At 54.0% G+C, this 17,711-nt stretch carries 17 protein-coding genes and 6 tRNA genes; 14 read left to right on the forward strand and 9 right to left on the reverse strand.

What is annotated here, in order from left to right; translation table 11 throughout:
* Positions 1-7 precede the first annotated feature (7 nt).
* The 8 genes from G461_RS0102675 to G461_RS0102710 all read left to right on the forward strand — a co-directional run bounded on the left by G461_RS0102675 (position 8) and on the right by G461_RS0102710 (position 3,271).
* A complete protein-coding gene (locus tag G461_RS0102675) occupies positions 8-1,285 on the forward strand; it encodes an NAD(P)/FAD-dependent oxidoreductase (protein WP_026970674.1) in 1,278 nt (425 codons plus the stop codon).
* 128 nt (positions 1,286-1,413) lie between these two features.
* Complete coding sequence (locus G461_RS0102680; RefSeq protein ID WP_026970675.1) at positions 1,414-2,385, forward strand: aldo/keto reductase; 972 nt, start codon at positions 1,414-1,416, stop codon at positions 2,383-2,385.
* A 131-nt stretch (positions 2,386-2,516) separates the two neighbouring features.
* Positions 2,517-2,593 (forward strand) — tRNA-Arg (locus G461_RS0102685).
* A 27-nt stretch (positions 2,594-2,620) separates the two neighbouring features.
* Positions 2,621-2,696: transfer RNA gene (locus G461_RS0102690), tRNA-His, on the forward strand.
* A gap of 3 nt (positions 2,697-2,699) precedes the next feature.
* Positions 2,700-2,786, forward strand: a tRNA-Leu gene (locus G461_RS0102695).
* 26 nt (positions 2,787-2,812) lie between these two features.
* Positions 2,813-2,889, forward strand: a tRNA-Pro gene (locus tag G461_RS0102700).
* Positions 2,890-2,959: 70 nt separating this feature from the next.
* Positions 2,960-3,046: transfer RNA gene (locus G461_RS0102705), tRNA-Leu, on the forward strand.
* A gap of 148 nt (positions 3,047-3,194) precedes the next feature.
* Positions 3,195-3,271: transfer RNA gene (locus tag G461_RS0102710), tRNA-Pro, on the forward strand.
* 374 nt (positions 3,272-3,645) lie between these two features.
* On the opposite strand, the gene G461_RS0102715 is transcribed toward G461_RS0102710, so the two are convergent.
* Both G461_RS0102715 and G461_RS0102720 read right to left on the reverse strand, forming a co-directional pair.
* Entirely contained in the window at positions 3,646-4,404 is a 759-nt protein-coding gene (locus G461_RS0102715) for a RelA/SpoT domain-containing protein (protein WP_051333305.1), read from the reverse strand.
* Positions 4,405-4,557: 153 nt separating this feature from the next.
* Positions 4,558-5,322, reverse strand: a complete 765-nt coding sequence (locus G461_RS0102720) for a methyltransferase domain-containing protein (protein ID WP_026970677.1) — start codon at positions 5,320-5,322, stop codon at positions 4,558-4,560.
* 278 nt (positions 5,323-5,600) lie between these two features.
* Here G461_RS0102720 and G461_RS0102725 point away from each other — a divergent pair, with 278 nt between their 5' ends.
* From G461_RS0102725 to G461_RS0102740, 4 genes are all read left to right on the forward strand, one after another.
* Positions 5,601-6,620: a galactose-1-epimerase gene (locus G461_RS0102725; protein ID WP_026970678.1), complete on the forward strand. Its 1,020-nt coding sequence runs from the start codon at positions 5,601-5,603 to the stop codon at positions 6,618-6,620.
* 78 nt (positions 6,621-6,698) lie between these two features.
* Positions 6,699-7,244 (forward strand): lipid-binding SYLF domain-containing protein, encoded by a 546-nt coding sequence (locus G461_RS0102730; RefSeq protein WP_026970679.1) that lies wholly within the window; start codon positions 6,699-6,701, stop codon positions 7,242-7,244.
* Positions 7,245-7,271: 27 nt separating this feature from the next.
* Positions 7,272-8,153, forward strand: coding sequence for an NAD(P)-dependent oxidoreductase (locus G461_RS0102735; protein WP_026970680.1), 882 nt, complete (start codon positions 7,272-7,274; stop codon positions 8,151-8,153).
* Between the two features lie 7 nt (positions 8,154-8,160).
* Positions 8,161-8,817: a YceH family protein gene (locus G461_RS0102740; protein ID WP_026970681.1), complete on the forward strand. Its 657-nt coding sequence runs from the start codon at positions 8,161-8,163 to the stop codon at positions 8,815-8,817.
* A gap of 83 nt (positions 8,818-8,900) precedes the next feature.
* Here the strand turns inward: G461_RS0102740 and G461_RS25345 are convergent, their stop codons facing one another.
* The 4 genes from G461_RS25345 to G461_RS0102760 form a co-directional block, all read right to left on the reverse strand.
* Positions 8,901-9,890: a DUF2860 domain-containing protein gene (locus G461_RS25345; RefSeq protein ID WP_051333307.1), complete on the reverse strand. Its 990-nt coding sequence runs from the start codon at positions 9,888-9,890 to the stop codon at positions 8,901-8,903.
* 160 nt (positions 9,891-10,050) lie between these two features.
* The gene (pyrI, locus tag G461_RS0102750; protein WP_026970682.1) at positions 10,051-10,509 is read right to left on the reverse strand and encodes an aspartate carbamoyltransferase regulatory subunit; all 459 of its coding nucleotides are present in this window, start codon (positions 10,507-10,509) and stop codon (positions 10,051-10,053) included.
* The gene (gene pyrB, locus G461_RS0102755) at positions 10,509-11,441 is read right to left on the reverse strand and encodes an aspartate carbamoyltransferase (RefSeq protein ID WP_026970683.1); all 933 of its coding nucleotides are present in this window, start codon (positions 11,439-11,441) and stop codon (positions 10,509-10,511) included. Before pyrB ends, pyrI begins: the two co-directional genes overlap by 1 nt.
* A 130-nt stretch (positions 11,442-11,571) precedes the next feature.
* Positions 11,572-11,928 carry a TraR/DksA family transcriptional regulator gene (locus tag G461_RS0102760; protein WP_035479047.1) on the reverse strand — a complete coding sequence of 119 codons (357 nt, stop codon included), beginning with the start codon at positions 11,926-11,928 and terminating at the stop codon, positions 11,572-11,574.
* Positions 11,929-12,185: 257 nt separating this feature from the next.
* Here G461_RS0102760 and G461_RS0102765 point away from each other — a divergent pair, with 257 nt between their 5' ends.
* Entirely contained in the window at positions 12,186-13,250 is a 1,065-nt protein-coding gene (locus tag G461_RS0102765; RefSeq protein WP_051333308.1) for an extracellular solute-binding protein, read from the forward strand.
* Positions 13,251-13,335: 85 nt separating this feature from the next.
* Here G461_RS0102765 and pckA read toward each other — a convergent pair whose 3' ends face one another.
* The 3 genes from pckA to hslR all read right to left on the reverse strand — a co-directional run bounded on the left by pckA (position 13,336) and on the right by hslR (position 16,440).
* Entirely contained in the window at positions 13,336-14,964 is a 1,629-nt protein-coding gene (pckA, locus tag G461_RS0102770) for a phosphoenolpyruvate carboxykinase (ATP) (RefSeq protein WP_026970686.1), read from the reverse strand.
* A 198-nt stretch (positions 14,965-15,162) separates the two neighbouring features.
* A complete protein-coding gene (hslO, locus tag G461_RS0102775) occupies positions 15,163-16,044 on the reverse strand; it encodes an Hsp33 family molecular chaperone HslO (protein ID WP_026970687.1) in 882 nt (293 codons plus the stop codon).
* A gap of 9 nt (positions 16,045-16,053) precedes the next feature.
* Positions 16,054-16,440: a ribosome-associated heat shock protein Hsp15 gene (hslR, locus tag G461_RS0102780; protein ID WP_026970688.1), complete on the reverse strand. Its 387-nt coding sequence runs from the start codon at positions 16,438-16,440 to the stop codon at positions 16,054-16,056.
* Positions 16,441-16,795: 355 nt separating this feature from the next.
* Between hslR and gspC the strand changes: the two genes are divergently transcribed.
* Positions 16,796-17,707 carry a type II secretion system protein GspC gene (gene gspC / locus G461_RS0102785; RefSeq protein WP_026970689.1) on the forward strand — a complete coding sequence of 304 codons (912 nt, stop codon included), beginning with the start codon at positions 16,796-16,798 and terminating at the stop codon, positions 17,705-17,707.
* Positions 17,708-17,711: the final 4 nt, after the last annotated feature.

Here is a 17,711-nt window from a genome sequence, read left to right on the forward strand (position 1 = left end):
AGGCCTTATGGCGCGCGATGACAACGCTTCGTACTATTGGGCTTCGGCCAATCAACAGTTTGATTTAGACCCTCTGCGCGGCGAACAGCAGTTCGATGTGGCGGTGGTGGGTGCCGGTATCACCGGCCTGACTAGCGCCTTAGCGCTGGCCGAGCGTGGCTACAAGGTGTGTGTATTGGAAGGCCAAACGGTGGGCTTTGGCGCATCGGGGCGCAGTGGCGGACAAGCGATTTTTGGTTGGGCGGCCGAGCAAGATACTTTGGAAAAACTGGTGGGCAAGCAAGATGCCCGCACACTGTGGGAGTTAGCGTTGGAAGGACTGGCGCTGACCAAGCAGAACATCGCCAAGTACCATATCGACTGCGACTGGCAAGACGGCATGGCGCATCTGGGGATCAAGCCGCGGCATGCGCTGGATCTGGAGGAGTGGTTTCACAGCCTGACCGAAGACTATGGCTATCAAGGGCTCGAGCTGTGGGACAAGCAACAGCTCGAGCAGCAGCTCGGCAGTACTCGCTACAACAGCGCGATTTTCGATCCCAACAGTGGCCATCTGCACCCCTTAAATTACACCCTTGGCTTGGCCAAGGCGGCGCTCGACGCTGGCGTGAGCATCTTTGAGCACTCGCCGGTAAGCAAGCTTGAACGAGGCGCATCGACTTGCCTACACACTGCGCAAGGGCAAGTGCGTTGCCAGCATGTGGTATTGGCGTGCAATGCCTATATGCAGGGGCTGGAGTCGAAGCTGGAGTCAAAGGTGATGCCGGTGGGCACCTATATCTGCGCCACCAAGCCATTGGGGCAAGAGCGCGCCGAGCAGCTAATTCGCAACAATATGGCGGTGTGCGATATCAACTTCGTACTGGATTACTACCGCCGCTCGGCCGACCATCGCATGCTGTTTGGCGGGCGGGTTAGCTATTCCGGTGTGGCGCCGCGCGATCTAGCCGCCACCATGGCCAAGCGGATGCGCTGGGTGTTCCCGCAGCTAAGTCATGACGAGGTGGAGTTTGCCTGGGGCGGCAATGTGGCAATTACCATGAATCGCGCGCCCCACTTTGGCCGACTGGAGGATAACATCTACTTTGCCCAAGGCTTTTCCGGCCACGGTATCGCAGCGACGGCGCTGGCCGGCTCTTTGATGGCCGAAGCGGTCGCCGGCACCGCCGAGCGATTGGATGTATTCGAGAAGATCCCCCACTATCCCTTCCCCGGCGGGCGTTTACTGCGCACGCCTGCGCTAGTGTTGGCAATGGCCTACTACCGGATTCGGGATCTGCTTTAACACGATGTGTTATCCCACCAAAGAGCCTCTGTTGTTAGAGGCTCTTTTCATTTTCTGCGTGGGTTTTATACTGCGGGTGGGCGTCAAGCTCTAACAATTACACAACAAAAGTACTGGGAAAGTGAACAATGCACAAAACTGCTATCTCTTCGCTCTATCCACAGGCAAGCCGAATGGTATACGGCTGCATGGGGCTAGGCGGCGACTGGACTGAGAATCCCTATAACGGCGGGCATGTCGAGCAAGCGGCTGCAGCCATCGATGCGGCCATGGAAATCGGCATCAACTTCTTTGACCATGCCGATATCTACACCCGTGGCAAGGCCGAGCAAGTGTTCGGCGAGGTGCTGGCACAGCGCGCTGGCCTGCGTGAGAAGCTGATTATTCAATCTAAATGCGGTATTCGTTTCGAAGACCAATACGGCTGCGGTCGCTACGACTGGTCGCGTGAGCATATCCTGCGCTCGGTGGAGCAAAGCCTGAATAACCTGAAGACCGACTATCTGGATATCTTGTTGCTGCACCGCCCGGATCCGCTGGCAGACGTACACGAAGTGGCCGAGGTATTCGAGCAGCTGCGCAGCCAAGGTGTGGTGAAGCACTTTGGTGTGTCAAATATGCAGGCGGCGCAGATGGCCTATCTGCAAAGTGTGCTGCCTGAGCCGCTGGTGGCGAACCAACTGGAGTTGAGTCTGTCCCACCTCGATTGGTTGGAGCAGGGCATTGGCGAGAACAATGGCTTTGGCAAGAATCTGGCGTTCACCCCGGGCACCTTGGAGTACTGTGCTCAGCATAAGGTACAGATCCAAGCATGGGGCAGCCTGTCGCAGGGGCGCTTCTCCGGTCGCCACTTCGATGATGCCTCGGACGCTGAGCGCCGCACCGCCGAGTTGGTAGCGCGTTATGCCGATGAACTAGGGGCTAGCCGAGAGGCGGTGGTACTGGCGTGGCTGATGCGCCATCCTGTTGGGATTCAGCCGGTTATCGGCTCTGCCAACGTGGATCGAATTAAGGCCTGCGCCGGTGCAGATCAGCTTGAACTGAGCCGCGAGCAATGGTATCAACTGTATGTGAGTTCTCGAGGTAATCCATTACCTTAGAGGCTTTGCCGCGCAAGCGTTGGCGTGTTTTAAGCCGTTTGTTGATTTCCTGAGCAAACAGGAAATTTTTTCGAAGAAACGGCTTTACAAGGGGGGGCGACTTCCCTAATATACGCCTCCGCCAGCGTTGAGCACCCGTAGCTCAGCTGGATAGAGCGTCGCCCTCCGGAGGCGAAGGTCACAGGTTCGACTCCTGTCGGGTGCGCCATGTGGCAACAAGCTCTAAAAAACAATGGTGGGTATAGCTCAGTTGGTAGAGCCCCGGATTGTGATTCCGGTTGTCGTGGGTTCAAATCCCATTACTCACCCCACTTGCGAAGGTGGTGAAATTGGTAGACACGCTAGCTTCAGGTGCTAGTGGCTTAACGGCCGTGGGGGTTCAAGTCCCCCCCTTCGCACCATAATCTTCTTGAAGATTATGACCTGTCGGTGAATAGCGCAGTTTGGTAGCGCATCTGGTTTGGGACCAGAGGGTCGGGGGTTCGAATCCCTCTTCACCGACCACTATTTTGAAGACCCGCTCGTTGAGCGGGTTTTTCTATAGATGGGTTTTAACCCATTACTCACCCCATTTGCGAAGGTGGTGAAATTGGTAGACACGCTAGCTTCAGGTGCTAGTGACTTAACGGTCGTGGGGGTTCAAGTCCCCCCCTTCGCACCATAATCTTCTCGAAGATTATGACCTGTCAGTGGCAGGTAACAGCAAGATTTGTCGGTGAATAGCGCAGTTTGGTAGCGCATCGTCGCGAAGCTCATAAAGAGCGGGACCTGAGGTCACAAACCTCAGCGAGTACCAAAGTAAAACTTGTCGGTGAATAGCGCAGTTTGGTAGCGCATCTGGTTTGGGACCAGAGGGTCGGGGGTTCGAATCCCTCTTCACCGACCACCTTTCGAAGCCCTGCTCAATTGAGCGGGGCTTTTTCGTTTATGCTCAATGAAAGTGCCAGCGCATCGTCGCGAAGCTAATAAAGAGCGGACCAGAGGGGCCGAAGGCCCGAATCCCTCTTCACCGACCACTTTTCGAAAGCCCCGCTCAGTTGAGCGGGGCTTTTTTCGTTTAAGCCCAATGAAAGTGCCAGCGCATCGTCGCGAAGCCAATAAAGAGCGGACCAGAGGAGGCCGAAGGCCCGAATCCCTCTTCACCGACCACCTTTCGAAGGCCCCGCTCAATCGAGCGGGGCTTTTTTCGTTTATGCCCAATATATCCATTAAAAAAGCCCGCAAAATGCGGGCTTAGAAAGTCAGACTTACGCTATTAGCTCACGCAGCTAACAGCGGGTCGTGATAAGGCAACCACGCGAAGTGGTAGTCTTGCTGGGATTGCTCGCGAAGCTGGGCGATGGTGGCAGATTCGTGTTGGTTAAGCGGGCGGCTTTCCCCCTGAGCCAATCGTTCGATCTGCTGGATTTGCTGATAACGCTGGTGGTCGGGGCCATTTTTCAACTCATAGATTGAGCGCAGGTGTAGCTGCACCTCGGCAATCAAACCTGATTGTGGCAGGGTCACCAGTACCTTCAAATCGCGATAGCCAGAAGGGCCGGGCTCGGCGAAGCGGTTTTTCACCGCGACTAACTCGGCCTGCTGCTCTAGCTGCTCATAGGCTTGTACCAATTGCTCAGGGCTGTCGGCGATGATGCTGGCGCGAACCAGATCGGTCAGCTCGGCGGCTTGATGGTTGAGCTCGGTGGCGATTTTGGTTTCGGCGCGTGCCGGGGATTTTACGTCGGCGATGACACTTTCGCAGTGGCTGTGCCCGGCAGAGCGTTCCAGAATCAAGGCCAGTTCTTGTTGGGCCTGTGGAGCGAGCTGATAGAGCTTGTCCAGCGAGTCATAGGGTTGCTGGCTGTCACGGCGGCGATTGCGGATATCGTTGAGACGAAGGTTGCTGCGATGATTACCGCTGTGTTGAAAGGCTGAAGGGTTGCAAAGACTACGGCTGGGTGTAGCTGATTGAGAGGCCTGGCTGGGAACCAAAAATACCGCAGTAGAGAGAACCAGGGCTTTAAACAGATTCGACATATTGCTCCTATACAACAACACAAGTGCATTGAGTTTACGGCAGCTGTTAGTGCCATACAGTGGTATAGATCGCGTTTATTGGTGTTTAGTTCTGTAAAGTTGTGTAAATGCCAACCAGAACACGGTTAAAAGGCAAGCGATTGGTGAGTTCTGCTAGCGCTGCGCAAGCAGGTGAATGTAGCGTCCTAGCTCGATAAAGGGGCGGTGTTGCGAATAGCGCAGCTCCATATCGATGATCTGTTGCTCATCGACTTGCTCACGCGCACCGGCTTTAAAGTAGTCGTTAATAATCCGCACGCCGCTGACCTGCTTGCTGGTTAACAGCCACTGTTGCATCCATTGCTCTACTTCGTCCAGCGTGAGTGGGTGTTGCGGGGTAAGCCGGACCGGCTTTTTCACCTTTAAGCCCTTGTTGATGTAATCGAAGTTGCCGCTCACCAGTGAGTGAAAGCGCTGGGCTTCGCGGTTGTAGAACATCAGTGACAGGTGGCCGCCGGGTTTGAGTAAGGGCAGTAGCCCCGCCACCGTAGCCTTGGCGTCGCTCAACCACTCCACCACGGCATGACACAGGATCAGGTCGAACTGGCCAAACTGTTCAACATCGAGCTGCTGGATGGGGCAATGTAGCAGTTGCATATCTAAGGAGGTGGGCGCGGCGGCAATTTGTTCGCGGGCTTGGGCCAACAGCTGCTCGGAGATATCGCACAACACCACCTGATGGCCCATGGCCGCAAGCTGCTGGCTAAGGTGGCCATAACCGCCACCGGCATCGAGGATCCGCAGCGCAGGGCTGTTCTCGATGCTGAGCACTCGCTCTAGGTCGCGCCGCAGAACCGCCAGCCGGATCTTACCCTTGATGGTGCCGTAGATGTTGCGGGTGAACTTGTTGGCGATGGCATCGAAGTTCTGATCTTGCATCGGTATCTCCTGACCCGTTGAGCGGCGGTTTGGCGGAAGTGACTGTGCGGGAATATAGAGAGCAGCGGCTTCCTTGTAAAGCGTGGCTAGATTTCACCTTGGCCTTACTAAAACTGACAACGTTGGTGTGAATTATGGTGGATGGGGTTAATCGTTTACACTTGCAGTGAAAACTGTGAGCTGGTTAACGCTTCAATGGACTTAGATCCCTTGTCAGCCATAGGGGCAGCCAACACAATGGGCGCAGTTTTGTTTTTATCATTTAATGGAGTTGGATTGTGACGAATCAATCGATGCCGGGTGCGGTAGTGCTGCGCAACAAGCAGGGAAGTGAGGCTCAGGTTATTGCGCTAGGGGCTACCCTGACCAGCTTTACTATCCGCCTGAGCGATGGCGAAGTGCGCGATGCTGTTCTGGGCTGCGCCAGCTTGGAAGACTACCAACGTCAGCAAGGTTTTTTGGGGATGACGGTAGGGCGTTTTGCCAACCGCATCAAAGGCGCGCGCTTTGAGCGTGATGGCGTGGAATACAAAGTGACCGCCAACCAAGACGAGCACCAGCTGCATGGCGCCTGCGATCTTAGCCATCGCGATTGGCAGCTACAGCAGGTGGCCGACAATGAGCTGCTGTGCACCATCGAATCAGCCGACGGCGCGCTCGGTTACCCGGGCAATCTGAGCGTTGAGCTGCGCTACCTGTTGGATGATGACAACCAGCTGCATCTGGATTATCGCGCCAAGGTCGACAAGGCTTGCCCTATCAACCTTACCGATCACTCCTACTTCAACCTCAATCCCGCGGCCGCCGATATCAAGCAGCACAGCGTATGGATTGGTGCCGACCAATATTTACCGGTTGGCGCAGATGGGATCCCGCCAGCGGGCCTGCGTGAGGTTAGCGGCACTAGCTTCGATTTTCGCCAGAGCAAGACCATTGGCCAAGACTTTCTGACCGAGCACGATCAAGAATTGGTGGGCGGCTACGACCATAGCTATCTGATTAAGCCTGAATTGGTAGGCTGTGAGCAGCCGATCGCCCGAGTGATTGCTGATGACGGCAAGCTGGCGCTTGAAGTATTGACCACCAAGCCTGCGGTACAGCTATACACCGGCAACTTTGTCGATGGTAACCCGCGTCGTGAAGGTGGCGAGTACGGCAAGCAAGCTGGCCTGTGTTTGGAAACTCAGTATCTGCCGGATGCGCCTAACCGCCCTGACTACCCACATCAGAGCTGCTGGCTGGAGCCTGGTCAAAGCTATCAGCACAAAACTATCTACAAGCTCTACCAGCCCGCCTAGAAAACTGGCTCAAAGCACTCTTTATCGGTTATCCTGCAAAGACATTCGTCAAGGGACACCTGATAAGGAGTGCTCACAATGAAACGCCTGTTTTCACTCGCATTTTTATTGGTCTTCGCGCTGCCAAGCAGCTTTGCTGATGAATACTCAGCTACCATCGAGCAGTTTCGCGAATCCCCACGTACCCACTCATTTTTTAACACTGCCTATGGCTACGCTGTGTTCCCCACTGTGGGTAAAGGCGGTATCGGTCTAGGCGGTGCCTACGGTAAGGGTAAGGTCTACCAAGGCGGCAGCCCAACCGGTGAGGCCAGTCTGGCGCAGGTGAGTTTTGGTCTGCAGCTGGGCGGCCAGGCTTTTAGCCAGATCGTGTTCTTGCAAGACAAGCGTGCCTACGACGCCTTCACCAGCGGTAGCTTCGAGTTTGGCGCTCAGGCCAGTGCGGTGGCGCTGACTCTTGGCGCATCGGCGCAAGCGGGCAGCACCGGAACTGGCGCGCAAGCGGCGGATACCCAGAGCAAGGCCAACTACGTGAGTGGCTATGCGGTATTCACCATGGCTAAGGGCGGTCTGATGTACGAGGCAGCGATCAGCGGCCAGAAGTTTGGTTTCAAACCTTATTAGTCTTTACTGTTTTAAAGGAGTATTCAGTTGGGCAAGAAGTTAGCATTTATCGGCTTGGGCACCATGGGCTATCCCATGGCCGGCCACTTGCAGCAGGCGGGTTATCAAGTCTGCGTGTATAACCGCACAGGCAGCAAAGCTGAGGCGTGGTGCGAGCAATATGGCGGCAGCTGCGCGGCTACCCCTGCCGGTGCGGCCAAGGATGCGGACATCGTGTTCAGCTGTGTCGGAAACGACCAAGATGTGCGCAGTGTCTATTACGGCGAACAGGGCATTATCGCTGGCGCGAAAGCGGGCGCGGTGCTGGTGGATCACACCACCGCATCGGCGGAGCTGGCGGTTGAGCTGGCACAAGCCGCGGCGGATGCCGGCTTACAGTTCTTAGATGCGCCGGTGTCCGGCGGCCAAGCGGGCGCCGAAAATGGCTGCTTAACCGTGATGGTCGGTGGCGAGCAGGCAACCTTAGCCAAGGTTGAAGCAGTGATGGATAGCTACGCCCAAGCGATCACCTTGGTGGGCGAGCATGGCAAGGGGCAGTTGTGCAAGATGGTCAATCAGCTGTGTATCGCTGGCATTTTGCAGGGCCTGTCTGAAGGGCTACAGCTAGCCAGCAAGACCGGCCTCGATGTCACCACTTTGGTGGAGGTACTCAAGCACGGCGCAGCAGGCAGTTGGCAGTTGGAAAACCGCGCTGAGAATGTCGCCAAGGGACATTTTGATTACGGCTTTGCCATCGATTGGATGAGAAAAGACCTCGGTATCTGTCTTGAGCAAGCCAGCCAGCTTGGACTGAGTCTGCCATTGGCCGAGCAAGTCGACCAACGTTACGCCGAGCTGCAACAGCGTGGCTTTGGCCGCAGCGATACATCGGTGCTGTACAAACAGTTCGATCAAGAACACCACGATTAGGTAACACATGAACAAGCAATTAAGCGCATTAGAGGCACGAGTGATTGGCGTGCTACTTGAAAAAGAGACCACCACGCCGGATCAGTATCCGCTGTCGGTGAATGCTCTAACCGTGGGCTGCAACCAGAAAAGTAACCGTGAGCCGGTACTTGAGCTGAGTGAGGCCGAGGTACTAGACACCCTGCATGGCCTGCTGGAAAAGCGCTTAGTACAAGAAGCGCCACAAAGCGGCCGGGTGGTGCGCTATCAGCAGCGTTTTTGCAACAGCACCTTCGGTGGCCTTCAGCTTAGTGAGCAGCAGCGCGCTGTGATCACCTTGTTGCTACTGCGCGGCCCACAAACCCCGGGCGAGCTGCGCTCGCGCTCTGGGCGTCTGGCCGAGTTTGCATCGGTGGCCGAGCTGGAGTCGTGCTTGAGCAGCCTACAGCAGTTTGAGTCAGGCCCGCTGGTGGAGCGTTTAGAGCGCCAAGCGGGCAAGCGTGAGAGCCGCTATGCGGAGCTGTTTACCGAAGGTAGTGGCGATGCACCAGCTGCCGCGGAGGCAAGCTCTCAGCCATCATCGTTGGAAGATGCAGGTGAGGTGGCGCGGATGCGCACAGAGCTTGAGCTACTAGCCGAGAAAGTCGCCGAGCTGACTGCGCGGCTGGATAAAGCCGGGCTGTAGTTTCCAAACCAAAACGCAACGCACTGTGGGTGCGTTGCGTTCATTTCTTTAAGCCACTTCCATGATGTGGCTTCTAATCACGCTTAGAAGCGATATCCCATACCCAATGCTGCAAAGGTACCGCTGCTGTCGTAGAAGGTGATGTTGGCGTTGTTGCGACTAAAGCCAGCGGTCACGTTGAACATGCTGTTGCTCCAGCCAAAGGGCTCTTGGTAGACGTAGAGCGCGAACAGCGAGTAGTGATCATCCTTTTGGGTGCGATTAAACACCGGATTCGCCTCATCGAACTTGCGTTGTCCCCATTCCAGGTTGAGGTTTAACAGGTGCTGCTGTTGGCGGTAGACGGTGTTGATCCGCAGCATGTAATCATCGTTACTCATGGCATCGCCGTCGGCGTTAACCCGGGTGTAGACAAACGAGGGAGACATAAACAGCCGTTGGCTTAGAGGAAAGCTCACACCCAGATCCAAACGGTGGATATCCGCTTCCCGGCGCAGCAGCGCAGTATTGATGCCTGCCCGCGACTCGCCCGAGTGTTCGTCATCGATTTTACGCTGGGCAAATACATATTCGGCGCTGAATGGGCTCTCGGCGATGGCCTTCCACTCGACCCGCAGTCCTTGAACTGACTCATCGGTTTTATGGCGTTTTTCGCCGACAACAAAGGGGTCTTGCCAGGTTTCGCTAAACAGCTTGAGGCGCGGGAAGTAGGCGGCGGTTAGTTGGCTGCGCTCACCCATGGCACGGGTATAGCCGAGCTCGTATTGCAGCTGGCCACGACCGACGTTCTCCGGGCTGTTACCCAAGAACCATTGGTTTTTAAGGTTCTCAGTCGTGTACTCCACCCGTAGTAAGGGATAACCGAGAAAGCTGTCCTGCTTCTTGCCGGAGTTGTTCAGGTCATCGGTAATGGCGTTGTCGCTATCGGTATTGAACTGGCTTTCGCTGGAGGCAAAGCCGACGTTGAGGTTAAGGGTGGTCGACCAGCCCGGCTCTTTGGCGAGTGGCGCCGCCGCGCTTGCATGACTTGCCAGTAGCGTGCCGATAGCGGTACAGACCAACAACTTGCGCATGGGGATATCCTTATCAAGTTAACTGTATGTCTTAGGTTACACCTGTAACCGACTCGTAGATCACTTATTTATCATTATATTACATATAGATAGCTGACAAAAAAAAGACAACCTAAAAGCGGTTGTCTTTTTATCGAGTTATCCAGTTTTTGGCTTACGATTAATCGAGCTCGGAGAACAGGTTGGTACTGTAAGACTTCTCACAGTAGTGACACTTGAGCTTGGTATCGCCGTCGTTGCTGCGCACATGGAAGCGGCTATCCACCGGCTCGTTGTGGCTGATGCAGTTGCTGTTAGGGCAGGCAAACACACGGGTGATCTGCTCGGGCAGGGCCACCTGAAACTTTTTCACCACATCAAATTCGTTGATCAAATTAACCGTGGCGTTGGGCGCAAACAGGGCTAGCTGGTTGGCTTGCTCTTCACTGAAGGTGGTGTCTTCGATCTTTATCAGATCTTTATTCGGGCGATTGCCGCTGGGCAGGTTCAACCCCACGGTGATGCGCTTATTGTCATCGGCCAGGTGGAAGAACTTGAGGATCTTAATGCCTTGGCCAGCTGGAATATGGTCGATCACGGTGCCGTGTTGAATGGCTTCGACTTGTAGTTGCTTTTTCATTAGGCCGCTCCGAATTCGTTGGTCATCACCAGGGCTAACAAGGCTTGGCGGGCAAATACCCCATTGCGAGCCTGCTCAAAATAGTAGGCGTAGGGGGTGGCATCTACGTCGGTGGTGATCTCGTCGACCCGTGGCAGTGGGTGGAGTACCTTCAGGTTCGATTTCACGCCCTCCAGCAGATCGGCGCTTAGGATAAAGCTCGATTTAATGTGCTGGTATTCGGTTTCGTCGAAGCGCTCTTTCTGTACGCGGGTCATGTACAGGATGTCGACCTTGTCGATCACCCCATCGAAGCCGTCGTGCTCGGTGTACTTGACACCTTTCTCGCGTAGCTCTTCCAGCAGGTAGTCTGGCATCGCCAAGGCTTTCGGTGCGATAAAGTGAAACTCACAGCCAAACAGCGACAGCGCTTGGGTGAGTGAGTGCACGGTGCGGCCGTATTTGAGGTCACCGACAAACGCCACCTGTAGGCCTTCCAATGACCCTTGGGTCTCGTAGATGCTGAATAAGTCCAGCAGGGTTTGGGTTGGGTGTTGGTTGGAGCCATCGCCACCGTTGATGACCGGGACGCTGGAGAATTCGCTAGCCAGTCGGGCGGCGCCTTCTTGGGGGTGGCGCATGAAGAATGCGTCGCTGTACGAAGAGATAATCTTCACCGAGTCGGCGAGGGTTTCGCCTTTTTGCCCCAGTGAGGTGTTGCCGCCATCGGGGAAGCCGATGACGCTGCCACCAAGGCGTTGTACTGCGGTCTCAAATGACAGGCGGGTACGGGTTGAGGCTTCGAAAAAACAGCTGGCGACAACTTTGTTTTTGAGAAGCTCGGGTCTTGGCTGGTCTTTGATTTTGCCAGCGGTTTCGACGATAAGTTCCAGTTCTGCGCGAGAGAGGTCGGCGATGGAAACGATGTGCTTCTGATAGAGCGGGTTGGTCATGCTCGCAGATCCTAATCCGATATGAAATCGGGTGGAAAGTATATCAGCGAGTGGCGTTGGAGAATATGATCTTGGCGCATAAAGCTATCAAATAGCGTCAGCGCCAAGTTTTTAGAACTAGATGAAGGGCTTACGCGTAGTGGGTTTGCTTGCGCTCGCGCAGGTCCTGACACTCGATGCAGTAGCGCGACTCAGGGCGCGCTTTCAGGCGTTGCAGGCTGATATCATCACCGCAGCTTTCGCAAAAGCCGTAATCTTCCTCACTGATCCGCTTGAGCGCATCACGAATGCTTTTCACATGGGCCAGGTCGTGCTGACGACGATTCAGCAGCATCTGTTGGTTCTCTTCCTGGCTGGCGCGATCGGCCTCGTCACCTTGCTCATTTTCCCGTTTAATCGCGCTGTCATCCTCAAGACGCGCTTGGATCTCTGCTAGCTGGGACTCCAACTGCTGGCGGAATTGTTCGATTTGTTCGTGAGTGATCATTAGTGTGAAAACGGCTCCAATCTTTACTGGCCAGATGCTTGTGCTGCCTGGCTGAATTTAAACAAACGAACATTGTAGCCAAGTGGTTAACTAATGCCCAGATTTTAAACTAGATTATTTAAGCTATTGCACAAATTCTCGACATCTACATATTCACAGTGATTGGGGTTATGGGCTAGAATCGGCGGCAAAAATCCCTTCATCTATACGAGGATACTGAGGTGAAAACTCCACTACGTGCTTCACTGGCCCTATCAATGGGTCTGTTGGCCAGCTCGGTTGCCAACGCGCAAGAACAGGTTCTGCATATCTACAACTGGACGGATTACATTGCAGAAGACACCTTGGCCAATTTTGAAGCCGAAACCGGCATCAAAGTGGTGTACGACGTGTTCGATACCAACGAAGTACTAGAAGCTAAACTGCTTTCAGGCAGCACCGGCTTCGACATTGTTTCTCCTTCCCACGATTTTTATGCGCGCCAGATCCTGGCCGGTGTTTACCAGCCGCTGGATCGCAGCAAGCTAAGCAACTGGGAAAATCTGGATGAAGGCCTGATGGAGGCACTGGAAACCTACGATCCGGGCAACCTATACGGCATTCCTTACATGTGGGGTACCACCGGTATTGGCTATAACGTTGAAGCGGTGAAAGCGCGCTTGGGCGAAGATTTTCCTATCGATAGCTGGGATCTGGTATTCGACCCAGAAGTGGTGGCCAAGCTGGCTGACTGTGGCGTGACCTACCTAGACACCCCGGCCGAGGTTATCCCCTCGCTACTGGATTACATGGGTAAAGACCCGCATACCGCCAAGCCTGCCGATTACCAAGGCGAGCTGGAAGAGCGCCTGGACGCACTGCGCCCACACATTCGCTACTTCCACAGCTCTCAGTACATCAATGACCTGGCTAGTGGCGATATCTGTGTGGCGATCTCTTGGTCTGGCGATGCCCTGATTGCTGCTGATCGCGCCGACGAAGCCGACAACGGTATCGAGATTGATTACATCATCCCGAAAGAGGGGGCTGGCCTGTGGTTTGATATGTTTGCCATCCCAGCGGATGCGCCAAACCCCGATGCGGCGCATAAGTTCATCAACTACATTCTGCGTCCAGAAGTGATTGCCGATATCACCGACTACGTGTGGTACGCCAATCCGAATCCGAAGGCCGATGAGCTGATTGACCCAGAGATCCTGGAACACCCAGGCCTATACCCAAGCGATGAAGTGCGTGAGAGCTTGTACAGCTTTGAGAGTATTCCGCCGCGCGCCGAGCGTGCCCGCACCCGCGCCTGGACCCGTTTCAAGTCTGGCCGCTAGTTCGCGCTAAACGTAAAAAGCCACTCAGTCGAGTGGCTTTTTTTATGCCGCCAGCGGGGCTGGCGGTGTCGGTATTGGCAGAGTATTAGTCTTCCAGTTGCGGTCCTGCTGCAACCAGAGCCTGACCTTCTGCATTATCGGTATAACGTTTGAAGTTATTGATAAAGCGTTGGCCCAAGTCTTCTGCCTTGCTTTGCCACTGCAGTGGATCCTGATAGGTATCGCGTGGGTCGAGGATCTCTGGGTCGGCACCTGGTAGTGAGGTAGGCACTTCCAAGTTAAAGATAGGCAGTTGCTTAGTTTCCTGCTTCTCAATCGAGCCGTCGAGGATCGCATCGATAATCGCGCGGGTATCCTGAATCGAGATACGTTTGCCAGTGCCGTTCCAACCGGTGTTCACCAAGTAGGCTTCTGCGCCAGCCGCTTCCATACGCTTAACCAGTACTTCTGCATACTTGGTTGGGTGCAGGGTCAAGAAGGCTGCGCCGAAACACGCGGAGAAGGTTGGAGTCGGCTCGGTGATACCACGCTCAGTACCAGCCAGCTTGGCGGTGAAGCCAGACAGGAAGTGATACTTGGTTTGCTCTGGAGTGAGCTTGGCAACCGGTGGTAGTACGCCGAAGGCGTCAGCGGTTAGGAAGATAACCTTCTTAGCGTGGCCTGCTTTAGACACCGGCTTAACGATGTTCTCGATGTGACCGATAGGATAGGTAACACGAGTGTTTTCGGTTTTTGATCCATCATCGTAATCGACGCTGCCATCGTTAAACACGGTGACGTTTTCCAGTAGTGCGTCGCGTTTGATCGCGTTGTAGATATCAGGCTCGGCTTCTTTACTCAACTTAATGGTCTTGGCATAACAGCCACCTTCGTAGTTGAATACGCCGTCGTCATCCCAGCCATGCTCGTCATCACCAATCAGGCGACGTTTTGGATCGGTAGATAGAGTCGTCTTACCGGTGCCTGACAGGCCGAAGAAGATGGCCACATCGTCTTTTTCGCCGACGTTGGCCGAGCAGTGCATGGACGCGATGCCTTGCAGCGGCAGGTAGTAGTTCATCATCGCGAACATACCTTTCTTCATCTCGCCGCCATACCAGGTACCACCGATGACCTGCATCTTTTCGCTCATGTTGAACACGGTGAAGTTCTCGGAGTTTAAACCGTGCTCTTCCCACTTCTTATTAGTGGTTTTCGAGCCATTCATTACCACGAAGTCTGGCTCGTAGTCTTTCAGCTCTTCTTCGGTGGGGCGAATGAACATGTTAGTTACGAAGTGGGCTTGCCATGCAACTTCTACGATAAAGCGCACTTTAAGACGGGTATCTGGGTTAGCACCACAGAAGGTATCAACCACGAACAAGCGTTTGCCAGATAACTGTTCAACAACGGTTTGTTTAAGATCGTTCCACACTTCAGTGGTGATGGGTTTGTTATCGTTGGGAGCGAATTCGCTGGTCCACCAGAAGTCTTTCGCGGTGGTATCGTCGAGGACGATGTATTTATCTTTGGGAGAGCGGCCGGTGAAGATACCGGTGTCTACGGCAACAGCACCACTTTCGGTGACTACCCCGCGTTCATATCCTTCAAGGTCATCGCGGGTCTCTTCTTGGAAGAGTTGCTCATAGGAGGGGTTTCGTACAATTTCAGTTACACCTTTAATGCCGTATTGTTCTAAGTCTACGGTCTGGCTTTTTTCTGCAACGTCTAGCATGGCAGTCTCCTGATTTGTAATGTAGAGAGGTAGTTTTGTTATCTAATATTTTCATTATTTTATTTATTAAGTTTGTTCACATTCTATCGCTTAAGACTTAAGCAAAAGATAGAGTTAGTTCAAATTACCGTAATTTTAATATGGTTATTGTTTGATCTAATTGGGAAGTGAGAAGCAGCTCCCACTTCCCCGGATATATTAGTGAACTTGATCCTGCTTTGTCGCGGTTTGATTGCTGAAAATGTTTTCTACGTCAGCCGCATTAAATCGATAATTGTGCCCACAGTAGTCACAATGCATGGCGATTTCGCCTCGCTCCTCGCAGATATCTCTAAGCTCTTGCAGATCCATAGTTAATAGTGCTGACTCGCAACGCTCTTGGGAGCAGGTGCATTTGAATTGCACGTTTTGTGGTTCATACGTGCGAACGTCTTCCTGATGATAGAGGCGGAACAGTACTTGCTCGGCGTCTAGGGTGAACAACTCGTCGGCGGTCATGGTTTCGTTGAGCTGAGAAACGTGGCTGAAATTTTCCTCATTTTTTTCATCATTGCCCGGCAGTGCCTGCAGGAACAAACCAGCGCAGTGGAACTGGCCGTCTACTTGTCCGGTGTGCAGCCATAAACGAGTCGGCAACTGTTCGCTTTGGGCGAAGTAGTTTTCCAGGCTCTTGGCAACGCCAGCGCTATCCAACTCGACGATGCCCTGATAGCGCTCGCCTTTCTCTGGGGTGATGGTGATAACAATGTGGCCTTTGCCGACTAGCTCGGCAAATGGCAGATCTTGTACCTGTTCGCCTTCCCAGCGGGCAATACCGCGTAGCTCTTGGCGGTGGTTACCGCTGATTGCCACGAAGTTAAGCGGGCCATCGCCTTGCAGCTGCACGGTAATGTCGCCTTCAAACTTTAAGGTGGCGGTTAGCAGGCTGGTGGCGCTGAGCAGTTCACCGAGCAGCTTCTGAACCGAAGCTGGGTAGCTGCGTTGTTCGAGGATCGACTGATAGCTTTGCTGAAGCTGTACCAGCTCGCCACGCAGGTGGTAGTTGTCGAAGGTGAAACGGGTGAGCAAATCTTGCTTCATCTTATATACCTACTGTTGTTTAAACTGGATGATTTGACGGCGTTGCTTTTTGTCCGGGCGACGTTCAGGCGCTTGATTTTGCGCGAGTAGCTTGCGTTGGCTGGCTTGCTGTTCGCGCTTAGCGATGCTGTCCGCTGTCTCCTGATAGAGCTGCTGGGCCTGGGGCGCCGGGCCGCGCTTATCACTCAAGGCTTGCACTACCACTTCCAAAGGCTGGTGACCCTGCCAAAGGTTAATAGTAGCGCCAATCTCAACAGATCGGCTGGGTTTGCAGCGCTGTTGGTTGTAATGCACTTTTCCGCCTTGAATCATCTCCCGGGCCAGGCTGCGAGTCTTGTAAAAACGCGCCGCCCAAAGCCATTTATCGAGACGGATCTGCTGAGAATTATCGCTCATTTAGTTACATCGTCATGTTTGTTTCATATTGGCACGCGATTATATACCCAAACCGCCACATGGTGCATGAGTGAGCGTTGGTTGACCACGATACTCTGGTGTAACGCTCTGCAGACGCGCTGAAAACCAGCACAGCGCTATGGTTTTGGTCGACCTACTACAAAAGGTTAACTAATTTGCGTCAGATCTATAGGCAATCCTTATAAAAGGTATATTGTTACAGCCCGCACTTTTTCTCTTATGAGCCCTTGTCCTTAATAGCAGTCTCTTTAGAATGGGCAAACAAATAGCTCATTAGGACAGCACTTGGGCCGCGAATACAAAGCATGAATACTCAGCCCTAAAAGACCAAAGGATGAACGCATTTCTATCTGTTACTAAAGCCGGTGAGCGCCTCGCTTTAGCCCCTGCCACCGCACGCATCTGCTTCGCTGCACTACTCTGCGTTGTTGCCTATCAACTGGCGGCATTGACGTGGCTAGCATTTCCTCAGCAGCAGAGCGCCAGCGCTTGGCAGCCGAACATTCGTGCCAACCAATCGAGCAGCCGTGGCATCGACTTGGCGCCGCTGCTTAGTGCCAATCTTTTTGGTAAATATGTTTCGCCCGAGTTGGCCAGTCAGCAGAAGCCGGTGGAGGAAGCGCCTTCCAGTGCCGATGCGCCGAAGACCCAACTGCGGGTCAAACTAGCCGGGCTGGTCGCCAGTAGCGATCCAAGCCGTTCTATCGCAATTATTGAACATCGTAATAAACAGCAAACCTATGCCTTGGAAGAACAGATCGATGGCACTAAGGCGACGGTGGTTGAGATCTACGCCGACCGGGTGATTTTGGATAACCAAGGCAAGCTGGAAAGCCTGCTGTTAGACCCTGATGGTAAGTCATCACCGCGGGGTGCGGCCTCGCGTCCACAACGTACCACCCGACCAGCTGCGCAGAATACTGCGTCAAACGCGGGATCAAGTGCTGCAGAGGTACGCGAAGCGCTGCGTGATCCCTCAAAGATTACCGACTTTGTCCGCATCAACCCGCACCGCGAGGACGGGCAGTTGCGCGGCTATCGGGTCAACCCGGGCAAGAGTCCACAGATTTTTAACGAATTTGGGCTACGGCCAAATGATTTGGCGGTGGCCATCAATGGTTACGATTTGACCGACAATGCACAAGCCATGCAGATAATGCAGGAACTCAGCGAGCTCACCGAAGTTAGTTTGACGGTTGAGCGTGAAGGGCAGCTAGAAGAGCTCTACCTGAGCCTGCCAGAATAAGTAG

Source organism: Aliagarivorans marinus DSM 23064 (assembly GCF_000429485.1).
GTDB classification, from domain to species: domain Bacteria; phylum Pseudomonadota; class Gammaproteobacteria; order Enterobacterales; family Celerinatantimonadaceae; genus Aliagarivorans; species Aliagarivorans marinus.

Coding starts and splice junctions, on each gene's coding strand:
- G461_RS0102675 (WP_026970674.1), top strand. CDS start 8: ATGGCGCGCGATGACAACGCTTCGTACTATTGGGCTTCGGCCAATCAA.
- G461_RS0102680 (WP_026970675.1), top strand. CDS start 1,414: ATGCACAAAACTGCTATCTCTTCGCTCTATCCACAGGCAAGCCGAATG.
- G461_RS0102715 (WP_051333305.1), bottom strand. CDS start 4,404: ATGTCGAATCTGTTTAAAGCCCTGGTTCTCTCTACTGCGGTATTTTTG.
- G461_RS0102720 (WP_026970677.1), bottom strand. CDS start 5,322: ATGCAAGATCAGAACTTCGATGCCATCGCCAACAAGTTCACCCGCAAC.
- G461_RS0102730 (WP_026970679.1), top strand. CDS start 6,699: ATGAAACGCCTGTTTTCACTCGCATTTTTATTGGTCTTCGCGCTGCCA.
- G461_RS0102740 (WP_026970681.1), top strand. CDS start 8,161: ATGAACAAGCAATTAAGCGCATTAGAGGCACGAGTGATTGGCGTGCTA.
- G461_RS25345 (WP_051333307.1), bottom strand. CDS start 9,890: ATGCGCAAGTTGTTGGTCTGTACCGCTATCGGCACGCTACTGGCAAGT.
- pyrI (WP_026970682.1), bottom strand. CDS start 10,509: ATGAAAAAGCAACTACAAGTCGAAGCCATTCAACACGGCACCGTGATC.
- pyrB (WP_026970683.1), bottom strand. CDS start 11,441: ATGACCAACCCGCTCTATCAGAAGCACATCGTTTCCATCGCCGACCTC.
- G461_RS0102760 (WP_035479047.1), bottom strand. CDS start 11,928: ATGATCACTCACGAACAAATCGAACAATTCCGCCAGCAGTTGGAGTCC.
- G461_RS0102765 (WP_051333308.1), top strand. CDS start 12,186: ATGGGTCTGTTGGCCAGCTCGGTTGCCAACGCGCAAGAACAGGTTCTG.
- pckA (WP_026970686.1), bottom strand. CDS start 14,964: ATGCTAGACGTTGCAGAAAAAAGCCAGACCGTAGACTTAGAACAATAC.
- hslO (WP_026970687.1), bottom strand. CDS start 16,044: ATGAAGCAAGATTTGCTCACCCGTTTCACCTTCGACAACTACCACCTG.
- hslR (WP_026970688.1), bottom strand. CDS start 16,440: ATGAGCGATAATTCTCAGCAGATCCGTCTCGATAAATGGCTTTGGGCG.
- gspC (WP_026970689.1), top strand. CDS start 16,796: ATGAACGCATTTCTATCTGTTACTAAAGCCGGTGAGCGCCTCGCTTTA.